This is a genomic window from Mesorhizobium sp. M1328 (genome assembly GCF_040318075.1).
In the GTDB taxonomy this organism is placed as follows: Bacteria; Pseudomonadota; Alphaproteobacteria; order Rhizobiales; family Rhizobiaceae; genus Mesorhizobium.
The window spans coordinates 1-15,862 of the sequence record NZ_JAMYLO010000040.1 but is presented as its reverse complement, the minus strand read 5'-3'; the positions used below and the strand labels follow the sequence as shown (position 1 = coordinate 15,862).

Here is a 15,862-nt window from a genome sequence, read left to right as displayed (position 1 = left end):
TACCGTGCGCCGCCATTTGCTGGCGCAGTCGACGCGTGCGTTCGCGGTATTCCTGTTGACTAAATGCGGGCACGCGTTCCTGTTGACTAGATGTGGGCATGAGTGGCTCCCCTATCTTGGCAAATGACGATTGCACGAGCAATCAATTGGCATACTTTCTCGAAGGCGTAACATTGGCTACGCGCAAACTCTCAAAAAACATGTGTCTTGCGAAATCCTTTAAGATACGGCGTCTAACGAGGGATTTCGCCCCTGGCCTGCTAATGGTTTTTCGGACACGCAGTTCAGCTAGGCTATTCCGTTGATATTATTTTTGTGCGACAACCACGAGGCGCGGGCTATCGGATGTAAACGCTCCACCTTCCTTGCCATATGCTTCGACAGTCTCGAACCCCGCGCTTCGCAACATGCGAACATATTCAGAAAACCCATACTGCCTGTAAGAAAGGTGCGTTCGTCTAACGCGTCCATCGCGAACGATAATCCTTTCGAGGTTCTCGCGATCGCTTATCACATCGTTGCTAAATATATCGATTCGTACATCGTCGTTACGCTGCGCAACGGAACACATAGGAAACTTGTGGCGCAGGCACTCGAAACGATTGGGGTTATCGATTAGCAGACGCCCGCCCTTTCGAAGTGAAGAAGCAGCTTCACGAAGAACTCTCTCATTATCCGCGTCATCGAAATAGCCAAACGTCGTGTACCACAGAAAAGCCGCGTCGAATCGATCTCGCCAGGGAAGTGAGCGCATGTCGCCCAGAACATACTCGACATTTACTCCGCGTTCAGCCGCATCCGCTTCGGCTTTTTTCAGCAAGATCGGCGAGATATCAAGTCCGACTACCTGGGCTCCTTTTTCCGCCAATCGGTTGGTAATCCGCCCATAGCCGCACCCAAGTTCAAGAACTGAGTTGCCTTGCGTAAGAGAAAGAAGTTTCCAAATTACTCCCACTTGCCTGTCACTTGTTTTCGGTGAATTGATCACATCCCCAAAATGGATATAATCTTCGCTGAAGTATGATTCAAGTTCTATTAAAGAAACTTTCTTACCAATATTACTATTCATATATCTTTCCTTCCACTTTGATAACCACACAGATATTTCTGACTTTTTGATTCATATATATTTTGATCGAGTTTCGCATACGGCCCAGAATAGTAAAGAAAATATTTGTGAACGTTTTCATATCTTTGTTAAAAGTTTCGCGACAGTCATTGACCATGCCGCGTTGGAGATTGCATCGTGGGCCGGCATGGGGCCTCTCGAGGCACTGCTCCGGCCTTCTCTTCCGCTGGGCGCTATACGCACCGCTGCGCCATCTCCAACACCCGCCCCATCGACATCGAGGACAGCACGGTTCGTTTCCGCTGGAAGGAGTACCGTCGCAACGGGAAGGAGCGCTACCGGACCATGACGCTGGAAGCGGGCGAGTTCATCCGCCGCTCACATGACGAGTTTCAGGTCAAGTGATATCAAAGGCGCATAATTCCTCCTTTTCTGTTGGCGGAGCTTCCAGGGTTGAGCCCAACTGCGTTGACGCGGCGCGGCGTATTTCCGAGCCTGGTCCAACTCACATGCGGTCGCCGTCCGGGACGGCTGCACCAATATCCCGCTTTCGGCGGGCAAGGGGCTCAGGAGGACGAGACCATTCTTCCTGTCGGTGGTTCAGACCAGCGGCGGATTCGGTTGTCTCCCTGGAGCCGCGGGGGCTAATTGGCCCTCCGGATAGTTATGCAGGGTTGATCGCCTTAGGCGGTTTTCATGACGGCGCCCTCGATGACCACCCATTTCGAGAGAGCGATGAGCAACTTTCGTGCGCGCACGCGCCCGGCGTTACACTCTGCTCGTTCGCGGAACCAACGAGAGAGCGCTGACTCGGGCTGGTAGCGCAGCCACAGCCAGGCAAGCTCGATCATTGTTGTCCGGAGCCGGGGATTGCCAGCCTTTGAGACGCCTTGCTCGCGGTCGATTGATCCGCTCCGCCAAGGCGTCGGCGCAAGCCCGGCATAGGCTGCAACCTGCCTTCGGTTGTCGAACTTTCGGAACAGCCCTTCCGTATACAAGATGGCGGCACTCTCGGGGCCAATGCCTTTGAGGTCGAGCAGCAACGCCACAGGCGTGTCAGCGACGTCGGCGGCCAGCAACGCGTCACGCTCGGCTTCGACTGACTTGATCTGCTCGAACAGCAGCTCGAGGCGATCGAGCTCGCGAATGAGCTGCGCCTTGAGTTGCCTGCCCAGCACACGGCCATCACCCGTTCGGAGATCATCAAGCCGCTCACGCCGGTCACGTCGCAGCGGATCATAGCCGGTTATCCCTTGCGCAAATAGCAGCCCCTTGATGCGATTGGCGTGGCTCGTCCGCTCACTGACCAGGACCTTGCGCTCCCGGCAGATCCGGCGCCGATCCTCTGCTTCGGGCGTCGGTGGCTTCGCCATCGCGCATACGCGTGGCTCGCCGCGTTTATAAGCAAGCAGTGCGCGCACCAGCGTTTCGCCGTCGATCTTATCGGTCTTCGCCCGCCGTCGCCGGCGCGAGGTGGCAATGGAGGCAGGGTCAACAACATGGCTCTCGATCCCCTCATGCTCCAGGACACGGTGGATCCAAAAACCGTCCAAACCGGCCTCTTGGATGACGACAATCGGAAAGGTCTCGCCGGTGCGCACTTGAGCCTTTTCCCGAAGCTGTGCAAAGCGCGCCAGCAGTCCCGCAATATCACCACCTCGCACCGCATGCTTCGACATACGCTCACCCCCGCCTGGCAATAGCGACGTCACCAGCCACGTCGACTTGCTGAGACCGTATGTTCTCGGGGTGAAGGTGGCTCACCCCCGCGATAAGCTGAGATCGGGGGGTTGCTTCGGAGTGGCCGAAGCCGAGCCCCGTCGTCGCCGGCAAGGAGGCGGCTCTTGCCAGGCTACGAAGTCCCCGTAAGGAGGCGCCGTGGTCAGACCCGCCTTTGTGACGCAGTAAGACTACGAGAACAGGGAGGTGCGCGCTGCGTGGCAGGTTGCTAAGGAGTCAGCCTGCTGGAATGAACCGTCACGATCGATCGAGGTTACTCGAGTTGAGCCGATGAGACGGCCATAAAGGATATCGCGTGTTCGCGTGGTGCGGTGTCCCGGATGCCCGAAGTTGCGCGACAGTTGCCAAGGCAAGGAGCCAAAAAATGTGCGGCATCTGTGGATGGATTGATTTCGATCGTGACCTAGGAGGTCCCGACGCGCGAAGGGAGCTTGCCGACATGACGGCCACCATGGCCTATCGTGGTCCGGACGACGAGGGGACTTGGATCGACGGGCCTGCGGCACTGGGACACCGCCGCCTGGCGATCATCGATATCCAGGGCGGTCACCAGCCGATGACGCACCAGGAGGACGGCCGACCGGCGTTGGTGCTCGTCTACACGGGCGAGACTTACAACTACCGCGAGCTGCGGCAACGGCTTGCCGCCCTGGGCCATCGGTTCGACACGAGCAGTGACACCGAGGTGGTGCTGCGCGCCCACCGCGAGTGGGGCCACCGCGACCCCCGCAGCGCCGTGAGCGAACTCAACGGGATGTTTGCCTACGCACTCTGGGATACCGCCAAGCGCGAACTGCTTCTCATACGCGACCGGCTCGGCATAAAGCCGCTTTACTACTACCCCACCGAGCACGGAGTGTTATTCGGCTCCGAGCCAAAGGCGATCCTCGCCAATAGTCTCGCGGAACGGGCCATGGACGCCGATGGGCTTCGCCGCACCCTGTGCTCCATCGCTGACCCGGACAGCACCGTGTTCCGCGGCATGCGTGAGGTACGGCCCGGCCACATCGTCCGCGTGACCCGCGACGGCATCAAGCAGATGAGCTACTGGCATCTCACCGACAGCGGGCACACCGACGACGTGCCTACCACTGTTCGGCGCGTTCGCGAGTTGCTCGACGACACGATCCAGCGGCAGCTCATCGCCGACGTGCCGCTGTGCACACTGTTGTCGGGCGGGCTTGATTCCTCGGCCATCACCGCACTGGTCGCGCGCTTCAGCGACGAACGGATCCGGACCTTCGCCGTCGACTTCGTCGGCTACACTGAGAACTTTATCCCCGGCCCATGGCGCCCCACACCCGACGGGCCGTACGTGCAGGAAGTCGCGAAATACGTTGGTACCGACCACACGGACATCACGTTGTCCGCGCACGAACTCATGGACCCGAACGTGCGGGCCGCCACCCTCCACGCCCGCGACCTGCCGTTGACCACGGGCAGCGTTGATACCTCGCTCTATCTGCTGTTCCGGGCCATCGGGCAACACTGTACGGTGGCCCTGTCCGGGGAGGCGGCCGACGAGCTTTTCGGCGGCTACTCGTCGTTCCACGATCCCGCGCAAGTTCAGGCCGACACCTTTCCCTGGATCGAAGACAGCGACGATATCGTACGGCGGTCCCTAGACCCCGGCCTCGTCGAGAAACTCGACCTCCCCGGCTACCTCGACGAGCAGTACCGCAGGGCACTTGCGGAAGTACCCGCCCTGACCGGGCCGGCCTCGGCCGATCCGCACGAGCGTCGCATGCGCGAGGTCTGCTACCTCTTTCTCACGCGTAGCCTGCCGAAGCTGCTCGACCGCAAGGACCGGATGAGCATGGCTTTGGGTCTCGAGGTGCGGGTCCCCTACTGCGACCACCGCCTCGTTGAGTACGTGTTCGGCACCCCATGGGCCCACAAGACTTTCGACAGGCGCGAGAAGAGCCTGCTGCGGGCCGCCACGGCGGATCTGCTGCCGCAGTCGGTGGTGCAGCGAGTCAAGAGCATGATTCCGGCTATCCAGGATCCGACCTACGGCAGAATGCTGCGCACCCGGTTCACCGCGCTGCTGAATGACCGCAATGCGGCAGTGGCACCGCTGCTGTCCGTCGACAGGTGCCGCGCGCTCGATGCGACCGACAACCTCAGGGGCGTAGAGCGTATCCTGGCCCTCCAGGATTTCCTGACCGATTACAACGTGAGCCTTACGGTCTGAGACGGCGGAACACGCAAAAGGACAGCAAAGGGGTCCGGGCGCCCGATACGGCGTGGCTCCATGGCCAAGTCTCCTTCCCGAACTTTCGGATTGCACATCATTACACAGCACTGCAATGCACAGGAGCCTCCGCAATGATCCCCCAGGCCTTGCATTTCGGCTCGGGGCACCTGAGACCGAGTGTTTGCAACTCCGGGTCCAGGCATCACGGCGACGCGTGCCGCCTTAAAGATTCGCCCACGTATTTCGTATTGACGTTGGCCTCCGTTGAAACGCTGCTACTCCGACCCGGTAGTGCGGATTCCGCTCGATGTCTCCCACCTATAGCGCGACAATCTGGAAGAGGCCTCGTATTGCCTCACCGTGGAATGCTCCCGGCCGACATTGTCCGTTGCCTCATCATAATGTTCCCACGACTGGGATCCGGATCAATTCGTCAAGGCTTGATTGCCGGCTCGAACTGCATCGCGCCGAACACCATTGCGTGCGCCTTTTCCTTTCGCCAGATCTTCAAGCGGCGCTGCAACGTGAGCAGCAACTGATCGGGATATTGTCCCGGACGCTCCGCCTGCAGACGCTCCAGCAATTCGCGGCTTGTCCGCCAGGGCTCGTCGTCAAACCACGCTTGCAGTTCTTTGGTGACGAGGGCGAAGGGATCCGGTCGCCGACGGCCTCGTTTTTGCTTCGGCTTGGCTTGCGCGGTTGGGCGGATTTCACCCTCCTTCCAAGCCGTCCGCAAGCCCGACAGGAACCGGTCGACAGACGGATCGGCCGCCAAAACCAATTGCGTGCCGGCCTGTGGCGATGTCGACGAGGCTGCTGCGCCATCCGCATCTTGCTCAGCAACCGGACAGGGTCCAGCCGCGCATATGTTTGCGCGAGTGCGGCGCGAACCGGTTCCGGCGTCCGGGGATCCGCCAGCAATCGTTGGCAGGGCGTCGCCGGCCGTAACGCTTGCGCACGCGGGCGCCGCCCCGCTCCTTTGTGGCCAGCTTGAAGGAGGGCTGGAAGAAGTTCACGAACAGCCGCACCGTCGCATAGAGCTGCGCGAGAGCCGCAGCGGCTTCAAGCCCCTCCAGACGGCGATAGCCGACGATGCGGCGCACCACGGCACCGTTCTTCTGCTCGACAAAAGCCTGATCATTCTTGCGGTACGGCCGGCAGCGCGTGAACGCGATATCGGCCTCCTGAAAATAATCGCGCACCGTCTCGTTCAGGAACGCGCTGTCATTGTCGGTGTCGAAGCCGAGAGGGTCGAACGGCAGCCGCCGCCGCAATTCCGTCAGCACCTCGCTCAACAGCTTCTGCTCGCGGACCAGCAACGGCGCGCTTTCCGTCCATCCGCTCGCAACCTCGGTGAGAACCAGCGTCTGCACAAAGCTGCCGCTCGTCACCGGGCTGCTGTGCGCCACCAGGTCGGCCTCGACAAAGCCGGGCGGCGGATCCGGCCAGTCGGAGAAGGTGCGGATCGGTATGCTCCGCCGCAGCGCCGAGGATGCCGCGGACCGGCGCCGCTTGCCGCCAACTGCGGTCTCGCGGACCGCGCGCAGCGCACGGTCGATCGTTGCCGCACTCATCGCCAAAAGCCGCGTCCGGACTTCCGGCGCACGCTGAAGATGCCCGTGACGCTCCATCGCCTCGACCAGGATCGGCACCAGCGCTTTCAGCCGCTTCCCGCAGATCCGGTCTGAGGCCTCCCACAGCACGATCAGCGCTTCACCAACCGCATCGTCATAAAGCCCCCGCTCCGGCCGCGGCCCCGAACGGCCCACCTGCGGTCCGTTGCGCAATAGGCGCATCGCATGCCTGCGTTGAAAGCCGCTCACCGCCACGAACTCATCGAGAATGCACGACTTCTCTGCCCGCTCGCTTCGGGCGTAGCGCTCCGTTACCGCGCTCACCAGCTCATCCCGCGTCGCCATGCTGACCTGCCTCATCTGATTTGCTCCTGCCACACAAATGCGGGGAGCAAATCAGATGAGGCAACGGGTTAACATCCAGGAACAATTCAAGCGAGGCAATGCGGGGTCGTGGCGGGGTCCGGAAAGACCCTATTCCATTCGGCTGATTGGCGGTGGAACGTCGCTCATATCTTGCAGAGATCAGTGTCGCAAAGCGCGGCCATCCGCTGGTTGGATTCGTCCTGCAAAGACGGGCAGCGTGGCGCCGGGTCAGATGGCCAGGGCACAAGCCGCGAAGTTTATCGGGCGAACATCGTGACCGGCTATTCGCGCGGACGACAGCCGAGATTCATGCTGCGTGCTTGGTCACTGAACTGGCGAGCGCGGTGTCAAGTCGACTATCGATCGGTGCGGGGCTTCGTCCATGCCGAAGGGCTGAGCTTCAAAAAAGCATACTGCCCGCGGAGCAACGGCGGCCGAAAATCCGCGAAGGCGAGGGCAGTGGAAGAAATATCAGGGCAAAGTTGATCCGCAGCGCCTCGTCTTCATCGATACATAAAGGTGTTCTTGAGTGGCTTGCTAGGACGTAGTGACGATTTAAGGATTGGGGATTCCCCTTTGGGAGCAAATCAGATTGAACTAAACCGCTGCCGCGGTAGCTGATGCGCGGGTCTGGCCTGAGGAGGCCCCCGTCTGAGAAGATTTGGTGTCGAGCCAACCTTCCAGACAGGAGAACCCCAGATGGCCCAGATAAGCCCTCTGCGTCAGCGGATGATTGAAGATCTGACGATCCGCAATTTGTCACCGGAGACCCAGCGATCCTACGTGCATCACGTGGCGAAGTTCAGTCGATTTTTTGGACGATCACCCGATCAACTGGGATAGGAAGAGGTGCGCGCCTATCGGGCCCACTTGGTGGGCCGAAGGGTCTCGTGGGGCGCGTTGAACCAGACCGTTTGCGCCTTGCGTTTCTTCTACGGCGTGACGCTGGGTCGATCTGATCTGCCTGAGCGGATCGCTTACGCCCGGACGCCGCGCAAGTTGCCGGTCGTGCTGAGCGCCGATGAGGTGGTCGGCTTTCTGCAGGCCGTGAAGGGGACGAGTTAACCGGGTCGCTCTGATGACCACCTATGCGGTGGGCTTACGCGCCGCGGAGGCGGCGCGTCTGCAGGTGACGGACATCGATAGCAGCCGGATGATCATTCGCATCGAGCAGGGCAAGGGCGGCAAGGACCGCTATGTGATGCTGTCGCCGCAGCTGCTGGAGATTTTGCGCGCGTCTATTGGCGGTTGACCAAGCCGGGGCGATGGCTATTTCCTCGGCGCGATGGCCGCGGCCGTGGCGGATGTATTCCACCGTCACGGGGCTGATTATCGCCGCGACCATGCCGGCCATCTCGGGCGTGTCGAGCGCCGGGTTATGGCCGCGGGGAGGCGTGCCGGACCGCGGCCCTGGGCGGTCACGCCGAACACTGCACCGACTGAGGCTTCGTGCGGCAAGCCTATAACTCCTGCCTTATGGGCAGATTTAGTAATCGGGAGCTGGCAGCGACTTGATCGCGCTCTTGTGTGTGCCGCTGCCAACCCGGCTCACCATTACGAAGGGCGCTTGAGGAGCGCGATGAGCCTGTCGGACGGCCGGAACGCGCCGCGCCGCACATGTGGTGGAACGATCGATTCCATGGCGTCGAGCTTTTCTGTCGGATCGCCACGCGTGTAGATTTCAGTAGTCGTCAGAGTGGCGTGCCCCAACCAAAGCGCCACCTTACGGATGTCCTGCGTTGCTTGCAGGATGATCATCGCGCATGTGTGCCTGAGCACGTGGGGCGAGATGCGTTTCTTGTCGAGGCCAGGATGCGCTCGAGCGGCGGTCGCTGCATGCTGTTTGAGGAGATAGGCGAAGCCCCATCGGCTCAGCGGCACTCCCCGGGCGTTGACGAACACCTGGGTGCTGCGACCCGCCCGCGAACGGCGAGCCACGCGCGCAGGGCTGCGGCCGTGGTCTTCCACAAGGGAAGCGTCCTTTCCCGCCGTCCCTTGCCCAGGACACGAATGCTCATCGACGACAGGTCGATGTCCTCGAGCTTCAACCCCGTCAGCTCGGACACGCGCAGACCCGCACAAACCGCCAGATGCAGCATGGCCCGGTCGCGAATGCCATCGCGCGTGCCGTGATCCGGAGCGTCGAGCACCGCTTGCAGCTCCTCCCGCAAAAGATAGGGGACCAGACGCCGATCCGTCTTCTTGAATGGGATCGCCAGGACGCGGCGGATATGCTCCAGGGCCGCCGGCTGCCTGTATTCGAGGAAGCGGAAGAAGGACTTGATGGCCGCCAGCCGGACATTGCGCGTCACCGGCGCGTTTTTGCGCTTATGCTCGAGATATTCCAGGAAGGCGCTGATGAGGCTGGCGTCGAGTTGCTCCAGCGTCAGCGCCGATGGCGAGACCTTCAGCCTCTTTGCAGCGAACATGAAGAGCAACTGGAAGCTCAGGGGGTATAGGAATCGCGCGTATGCCGACTGACGCCCCGCTGGCGGGCGAGTGTCTCATCGAGGAACGCTTCGATGAGGGGAGCAATCGGCGTCATGATTGCCTTCCTTCGGTGAGGAACCCTTCACCGGCCGCGGCGACGTCGCGCATGAGGTCGGCGGTGGCCTCTAGAGCGTTTCGCATTCAGGTTGACTTGTAGCCTGCGCTTTCGATGTAGTTGTTGCATTCGTTTGGGGTGACGTCGTCAAGGGTGTTGGCGATGGCGTTGTGTACGGCCTCAACACTTCGTTTGGCGGCACGTCGCATGCAGTGCTTGAGCTTAGCGAACAGCTTCTCGATTGGATTGAGGTCTGGGCTGTAGGGCGGCAGGAAAAAGAGCCTTGCGCCAGCAGCCCTGACGATGTCGCGGACGGCTTGGCCCTTGTGAGAACCGAGATTGTCGAGAATGACGACGTCGCCCGGCTTCAGTGTTTTGATGAGTTCGGTTTCGACATAGACGCCAAAGGCCTGCGCATTGATGGGTCCGTCAATGACCCAAGGCGCCTCCACCCGATCATGCCGCAGCGCGGCGATGAAGGTCATCGTCTTCCAGTGGCCATATGGCGCGTGAGCAATCAGCCGCTTGCCGCGCACGCCCCAGCCGCGCAGCGGCGCCATGTTGGTCTTGACCCATGTTTCATCCAGGAAGACCAGGCGTGTGGGATCAATGCGGGTCTGGTAACGCGTCCATTGCGCACGCCGGCGCATCAGCTTTGGCTTGAGCTGCTCCGCCGGCAGAACGGTTTTTTTAAAGCTTTTGCCTCGCGATGGAGGAAGCGACCGACGCTCGCTGGGTGGATGGTGAGACCGCGTTCAGCCAGCGCCGCCGTCAATTGATGAAAGGCGGCAAAGCTCCTGAGCAGGTATTCCGCATTCAGCATCGCGAATCCAGTGGTACGGCGGAGCGCCAGATAAGTCTCGATGGCCTTCAACATCAGAGAACCTCCGGCCAGGGCTGCGCGATTTGCTTGAGGAGCGTGACATCGGCCTTGGCGTAATGGGCCGTCGTGTCGATACCTCGGTGCCGCAGGACCAACCCGATCTTCTCGAGCGGAACGCCATGGCGCAGCATCTCGGTCGCCGCCGTGTGTCGCAGGACGTGCGCCCCCTTGACTGGCGCCACGATGCCGGCCCGCTGCATGAGGCGTTTAACCACCGACGAGATGCCGTCACCTTTCCGGAACGGCCGAAACGGCGCAATATTGCGGAGGAAAACGTGATCGCTCGGGCAGGTCGAAGGGCGACAGGCGAGGTAGGCGGCGATCGCATCCCCGACGTCTTGCGGAAGCGGCAGACGCACCTCGTAGCGCGACTTGCCCGAGACCCGCAGCGAGCCTGTCTCCCACTCGATGTCGTCGAGGCGGAGTTGCGCCACGTCGCCGGCCCGCAGCCCGAGGCGCACCAAGAGCAGGACGATCGCGCGATCGCCGGCGCGCGACGACTTCGCCATCGCATGCCGCGATCAGCCGGTTCACCTGCTCCGCCGCCAGATATCGCGGCAAGTCGGCAAGCCGCCAATGGGCATAGCCAGGAACGACATCGGCGAGACCTGCTCGGCAGCGGCCTTCGACAGCAAGATACCGCAAGAACGCGCGCAGGCTGGTCGTCAACTTCTCGATGGTTCGATTGCCGCATTGGCTCGCGCGGTCCAGGAAAAAGCTGCGAATGGCAGCCGGTTCCCACCGCTCTTGATCGTCCCCGAGTCCCGCCATCAAGTGGGCGGCATCGCGGCCGTAGAGCTTGATGGTGGGATCGGATGCCCCGCGGTGCTTGCGCAGCCACACTTTGAAGTGAGCCACTAGACACGGCTCGGCACGCTGCAATGCAGTAGCGGCGAACTGGCAAACGCCGATTTCGACAAGGTACTGGCGAAAGAGCCTGGCGCCGAAAATGTGTGGTGGTTGCGACGCCGTCCCATGGCGCGCGGACATCGACAAGTGCGCAAGTGCTCGCTGAACACCGCAGATCAATGTCGCTGGGCATTGCTCCTTGCCGAGTCACGACATGGCCGAGATGCGCTGCCGCCCGCAAATATCGCGCGGCTGTGCCGGTACTATAGCCCTGCCGCTCGAGCGCGGCTGCGAAACCGTCAAGGTATGGTCCGCTTGGCCCGCTCCGCAGATGCCCCAGCAGCTTCGACGCCGAGAAGGAGGTCTCTAACATGTTCGTCTCCGTTTGTGACCGGCCATTGGTGGCAGAGCCTACGAAGGCGCAGGCCCGCGCTGTTATGGAGACAAAGAGCGCTACAATTCACCGAAAAATGCCGATGCCGGCACGCCAGCTCCCCATTACTAGATCTGCCAATAAGGCAGGTAATGGGCGTCGCCCATTACCTGCAGCAACCGCCACTGCCCTAAGTGCCAGGGCCTAGCCCGCGCCCAGTGGCTGGCCGAGCGGCAGGCTGAACTGCTGCCGGTCCCATACTTCCACGTGGTCTTCACCGTCCCGGCCCAGATCGCTGAGATCGCCTTAGAACAAGGCGGCGGTCCATGCGATCCTGGTCAAGGCCGCATCCGAAGCCTTGAGGGTGGCGGCGGCCGATCCCAGGCATCTGGGCGCCGAGATCGGCGTGGTCGCCGTGCTTCATACTTGGGGTCAAAATCTCCACCATCATCCGCATGTCCACTGCGTCGTGCCGGGCGGCGGCCTGTCGCTCGAGCCTGCCACGGCGAAGGCCGCGGACCAGCGATGGATCGCCTGCCGGCCGGGGTTTTTCCTGCCCGTGCGGGTTCTGTCGCGCCTGTTCAGGCGGCTATTCCTGGAGCGCCTGCAGGACGCCTTCGACGCCGGCCAGCTTCGCTTCTTCAGCGATCTCGCCAGCCTGGCCGACCCTGCCACTTTTCTGCACCCAACTGGCTGGATTGAAGCGGATCGAATGGGTCGTCTTCGCCAAGCCCCCGTTCGGCGGTCCCGAACAGGTCCTCGCCTATCTGGGTCGCTATACCCATCGCGTCGCCATCGCCAACAGCCGCCTCGTGAGCCTGGACCAGGGAAAGGTCAGCGTCCGCTGGAAAGACTATCGCCACCATGACAAGTCCAAGCACAAGCTCATGACCTTAAGCGCCGACGAGTTCATCCGGCGCTTCCTGCTGCACGCTCTTCCAGAGGGATTCCATCGCATCCGCCATTACGGCCTCCTCGCCAACGGCCACCGCGTCGCCAAGCTCGCCCAGTGGCGTCTTCTTCTGGCGGCGCCCCGGCGCCGGACCCGACTGCCGACTATCGCCAGCGTTACCGCTGTCTCACAGGGCGCTCCCTGGACATCTGTCCGGGCTGCGGCGGCGCCATGGCCTCGCTCGGCCCGATCCCGCGCAAGGCCCCGACCTGGCCAGACACCTTGTATGGGGATTTCGTTGTCAAGGGGCCTTCACTGATTTCGCGGTAAAGCGGTCAGGATAGCCATAACAGAACGGTTGGTCACTGCCTTGTGCATTGGTCCGCGAGCATCAAATTCGAGGGGAGCCTGCCTTTGGGCGCATCGCATTACGCCGCAACCTTGTATTCGGTGGGTCTGCAAAAGACCCGGACCATGAAGCAGTCATTGGCTTCAGCAGCAAGGCTCCGAGGCGGCGGGCCCATTCTCATGACGGCAAATAACGCCATGGTGTCCATCGGGACACCGCCACCTCGAATCGATACGCGCGGGCGTCATTACGGCGGTTGATCCGTCAGGCGCCCTGCAGTGTGTTCAGTTCATCGGGCGCAATGTGACGCCCATCGGGATTTCGCCGACGGTAACCAATCGCCAGAGCGCGATGAGTAACTTGCGTGCGAGCGCCACGATCATCGTCGTCTTGCGGGCGCCCTGTGCCGCTCGTGCCTGGAACCATTGCGTCAGTTCGCTATTCTTTTGGAATCTCAGGAAGCGCCAGGCCAATTGGATCAGCCCGCGTCGCACCCGGGCGTTGCCTGCCTTGGCCAACCCCTTTTCGCGTCGTTTAGATCCGCTCTCGTCGGGGGAGCCTGTCAGACCGGCGTAACGCGCCACCGCGCGCCGGTCTCTGAGGTTGCGGCTAAGCACCTCGTGGACCAGCATGTCGGCTGTCTCAATCCCGACACCAATCACGCGCGCCAATAGCACAACCATTGCATTATACCCCGACGCGGGCGCCTGCTCAAGCTGGGCAATTCTGGCTTTTTCAATCGTCGTGATCTGATCGCGCACCACCGCAAGCCGAGCCATGTCGCGCCGCATCTCTTCCAGCATATTCGGCGGAAGCGGCTGTCCTTCCGAAGTGCGCAGGTCCGGCAACTTCTTCGGCGCCCGGCGAAGCTCGGGCTTGAAGCCACGGATGCCGAGCCGAGCCAGCGCCCCTTTCATGCGATTGACTATCCGCGTTTTCTCGCTGACCAGGTTCTCCCGCTCGCGGCTCGGCCGCTTGGCATCCTCTTCCGCCAGTGATGGGATCGCCACCATGCGGCAGTGGCCACGCTCGCCACGCAGCCAACCCAGGAACACGCGCATCAGCATGGCCGTGTCTAGCCTGTCGGTTTTCGCCCGTCGGTGTTCACGGTTCACGGCGACGCTGGTTGAATGGATGACGTGAGCGTCTATGCCTCGCGTCTGCAGCCACCGGGCCAGCCAGAAGCCGTCTCGCCCAGCCTCGAAGGCCAGCGCGACCCGGTCTATCGGCATGCCCGCAGCCTCCGCCTCCGATCGCCAACGCGCGATCAAACCGAGCAATGCATTGGGATCGGGATCGAGTTTCTTGAGGGGGTGTCGCTGAACGCCGGGAAGCATTCCGGCCACCAGCCAGTTATTTTGACTCATTTCTACAACGACGAGCACAGTGCGAGCTTGATCCAATACAGTGATTGATCGGCTGAGATCGTCGACTTTGGACATGATAGTCTATCCTTCGGGTTGATCGTACGACGATGGTGCCACCTCGCCGCTCCCCCGCATAGCTTCTCATGACACGCTGCGCACCGACACGCTCGCCCCGTCCATCCCGGCGTCTGCTACAGTCGTCGCCGGGCCTTTGCGCCGCTAGTCAATGTCGCAGCCTGCCTGTCACCAGCAACGCTGCACCCTAGCGTCAACGGCCCAATGGCGCCGTCTCTCGCGTCGCAGATGGTCCTGCATCGCGACGACGGGCGACTACTCCAGAGCGATCGGCGAGCCCGCCCCGGCGCCTCGGACACACTGTCGAGCCCTAAATCCCCATAGCCCCGCCCGCCATCCCGCGGTTCAGTTCAATCAGGCTTCAATGTAGTCGCGACCCGTGCGTGCCCGCCCAATCGCGCCCGCGACCACACAGAACCCTCCAGATTCAAGATGCTGGCCGGATGGAGGCCAGCGATGGATCGTGATGCACTTCGGGATGATCAGTGGGAACGGATCAAGGGGTTCCTGCCCGGAGGCACCAAGGGCAAGCGCGGTCCCCGAACGAACAACCGGCTGTTCCTGGATGCGCTGCTGTGGATGGCCCGTTCGGGCGGCCGCTGGCGCGACCTGCCGGAAGGCTTGGTGACTACGCTATAGTGAAGCGGCGCTACCGCTGGATCGAGATGGGTGTACTCGACGACATGTTGGCGGTCCTGGCACGCGAAGCCGATCTAGAATGGCTGATGATCGACTCGACCATCGTGCGGGCGCATCAGCATGCCGCCGGGGCGCGCAAGGAAAAAAGGGGGGCGAATGCCCAGGGCCTGGGCCGGTCTCGAGGCGGGCTGAGCACCAAGATCCATGCCGCCGGCGATGCGCTCGGGCTACCGGTCCGCCTGATCGCCAGCCCCGGACAGCGCAACGACATCGCCTTTGCCCATGATCTCGTCGATGGCTTCGAGGCGGGCGCCACGATCGCCGACAAGGGCTGTGACGCCGACCACCTGCACGCAAAGATCGCCCAGACGGGAGCCGAAATCGTCATCTCACCGAAGCGCAACCGCAAGCTCCAGCGTCCCTACAACTCTCACCTCTACAAGGAGCGCAATCTCATTGAGCGCTTCTTCAACAAGCTCAAGCAGTTCCGTCGCGTCGCAACACGATACGACAAGCTGCTGGCCAACTTCCTGGGCTTCGTTAAACTCGCCGCCATCGCCATCTGGCTCAGATAGTTAAATCGTCACTCCGTCCTAGAGCGAGGTTTCTGGATTTCCCATGACGGACTTGGGGCGTTCTTGACGCCAATGACCCAAGCAGATATCCGTGGCTTTCTCGCGGCTGTCGAGGACACACTTGCGTCCGCCCGAGAAAGGTTCGCCCAATGATAAACGATACCCGCGCCTTGAAGCGAAAGATACCGTTGGGGCCCTCGCGAAGGCTCGCGCCGAGGGCCTAATTCAATCTACCCACCTGGTTGCTCGTTCCCTTGCTCGCGCAACGTCGCTGCGCGAGAAGGGGAGTGTGGCGTTCACACGGCTGTGGGCCGAGGACGCACTGGCAGCTGCAGAGCGAGAAGACAGGTTAGTTGCCGCCGGAACGCC

Annotated in this window: 8 protein-coding genes and 7 pseudogenes; 7 read left to right on the top strand and 8 right to left on the bottom strand. The window is 61.7% G+C overall.

What is annotated here, in order from left to right; genetic code table 11:
• Positions 1–307: 307 nt before the first annotated feature.
• Positions 308–1,069, bottom strand: a complete 762-nt coding sequence (locus tag NKH23_RS33075) for a class I SAM-dependent methyltransferase (RefSeq protein ID WP_353036536.1) — start codon at positions 1,067–1,069, stop codon at positions 308–310.
• A 228-nt stretch (positions 1,070–1,297) separates the two neighbouring features.
• Between NKH23_RS33075 and NKH23_RS33070 the strand changes: the two are divergent.
• A pseudogene (locus NKH23_RS33070) lies at positions 1,298–1,447 on the top strand (transposase); the annotation flags it as partial.
• Between the two features lie 305 nt (positions 1,448–1,752).
• Here the strand turns inward: NKH23_RS33070 and NKH23_RS33065 are convergent.
• Positions 1,753–2,802: pseudogene (locus tag NKH23_RS33065) on the bottom strand (IS110 family RNA-guided transposase); the annotation flags it as partial.
• A 371-nt stretch (positions 2,803–3,173) separates the two neighbouring features.
• Between NKH23_RS33065 and asnB the strand changes: the two are divergent.
• The gene (gene asnB / locus NKH23_RS33060) at positions 3,174–5,003 is read left to right on the top strand and encodes an asparagine synthase (glutamine-hydrolyzing) (RefSeq protein ID WP_353036534.1); all 1,830 of its coding nucleotides are present in this window, start codon (positions 3,174–3,176) and stop codon (positions 5,001–5,003) included.
• A 436-nt stretch (positions 5,004–5,439) separates the two neighbouring features.
• Here the strand turns inward: asnB and NKH23_RS33055 are convergent.
• A pseudogene (locus NKH23_RS33055) lies at positions 5,440–6,940 on the bottom strand (transposase).
• A gap of 705 nt (positions 6,941–7,645) precedes the next feature.
• On the opposite strand from NKH23_RS33055, the pseudogene NKH23_RS33050 reads away from it, so the two are divergent.
• A pseudogene (locus NKH23_RS33050) lies at positions 7,646–8,233 on the top strand (tyrosine-type recombinase/integrase); the annotation flags it as partial.
• Positions 8,232–8,386 (top strand): annotated as a pseudogene (locus tag NKH23_RS34750) (transposase zinc-binding domain-containing protein); the annotation flags it as partial. The pseudogenes NKH23_RS33050 and NKH23_RS34750, both read left to right, overlap by 2 nt.
• 114 nt (positions 8,387–8,500) lie before the next feature.
• On the opposite strand, the pseudogene NKH23_RS33045 reads toward NKH23_RS34750, so the two are convergent.
• From NKH23_RS33045 to NKH23_RS33030, 4 genes and pseudogenes are all read right to left on the bottom strand, one after another.
• Positions 8,501–9,375: pseudogene (locus tag NKH23_RS33045) on the bottom strand (tyrosine-type recombinase/integrase).
• A gap of 202 nt (positions 9,376–9,577) precedes the next feature.
• On the bottom strand, positions 9,578–10,141 hold the full coding sequence (locus NKH23_RS33040) for an IS630 family transposase (RefSeq protein ID WP_353036532.1): 564 nt from the start codon (positions 10,139–10,141) through the stop codon (positions 9,578–9,580).
• A complete protein-coding gene (locus tag NKH23_RS33035) occupies positions 10,141–10,368 on the bottom strand; it encodes a hypothetical protein (protein ID WP_353036530.1) in 228 nt (75 codons plus the stop codon). The genes NKH23_RS33040 and NKH23_RS33035 overlap by 1 nt, the downstream gene beginning before the upstream one ends.
• Complete coding sequence (locus NKH23_RS33030) at positions 10,368–10,883, bottom strand: tyrosine-type recombinase/integrase (RefSeq protein ID WP_353036528.1); 516 nt, start codon at positions 10,881–10,883, stop codon at positions 10,368–10,370. The genes NKH23_RS33035 and NKH23_RS33030 overlap by 1 nt, the downstream gene beginning before the upstream one ends.
• Positions 10,884–10,950: 67 nt before the next feature.
• On the opposite strand from NKH23_RS33030, the gene NKH23_RS33025 reads away from it, so the two are divergent.
• Together NKH23_RS33025 and NKH23_RS33020 are read left to right on the top strand one after the other, a co-directional pair.
• On the top strand, positions 10,951–11,235 hold the full coding sequence (locus NKH23_RS33025; protein WP_353036526.1) for a hypothetical protein: 285 nt from the start codon (positions 10,951–10,953) through the stop codon (positions 11,233–11,235).
• A 529-nt stretch (positions 11,236–11,764) separates the two neighbouring features.
• A pseudogene (locus NKH23_RS33020) lies at positions 11,765–12,818 on the top strand (IS91 family transposase); the annotation flags it as partial.
• Positions 12,819–13,121: 303 nt separating this feature from the next.
• On the opposite strand, the gene NKH23_RS33015 reads toward NKH23_RS33020, so the two are convergent.
• Positions 13,122–14,279, bottom strand: a complete 1,158-nt coding sequence (locus tag NKH23_RS33015; RefSeq protein ID WP_352613659.1) for an IS110 family RNA-guided transposase — start codon at positions 14,277–14,279, stop codon at positions 13,122–13,124.
• Positions 14,280–14,735: 456 nt separating this feature from the next.
• On the opposite strand from NKH23_RS33015, the gene NKH23_RS33010 reads away from it, so the two are divergent.
• Positions 14,736–15,493, top strand: a protein-coding gene (locus NKH23_RS33010; RefSeq protein ID WP_353036524.1) for an IS5 family transposase whose coding sequence is annotated in 2 segments (ribosomal slippage) — positions 14,736–14,895 and positions 14,895–15,493 — 759 coding nt in all. Because the reading frame shifts where the segments join, the coding sequence is not laid out codon by codon here.
• Positions 15,494–15,862: the final 369 nt, after the last annotated feature.

Excerpts from the sequence above, each read along its gene's own strand:
- NKH23_RS33075 (WP_353036536.1), bottom strand. The coding sequence starts at position 1,069 with ATGAATAGTAATATTGGTAAGAAAGTTTCTTTAATAGAACTTGAATCA.
- asnB (WP_353036534.1), top strand. The coding sequence starts at position 3,174 with ATGTGCGGCATCTGTGGATGGATTGATTTCGATCGTGACCTAGGAGGT.
- NKH23_RS33040 (WP_353036532.1), bottom strand. The coding sequence starts at position 10,141 with ATGCGCCGGCGTGCGCAATGGACGCGTTACCAGACCCGCATTGATCCC.
- NKH23_RS33035 (WP_353036530.1), bottom strand. The coding sequence starts at position 10,368 with ATGTTGAAGGCCATCGAGACTTATCTGGCGCTCCGCCGTACCACTGGA.
- NKH23_RS33030 (WP_353036528.1), bottom strand. The coding sequence starts at position 10,883 with ATGGCGAAGTCGTCGCGCGCCGGCGATCGCGCGATCGTCCTGCTCTTG.
- NKH23_RS33025 (WP_353036526.1), top strand. The coding sequence starts at position 10,951 with ATGGGCATAGCCAGGAACGACATCGGCGAGACCTGCTCGGCAGCGGCC.
- NKH23_RS33015 (WP_352613659.1), bottom strand. The coding sequence starts at position 14,279 with ATGTCCAAAGTCGACGATCTCAGCCGATCAATCACTGTATTGGATCAA.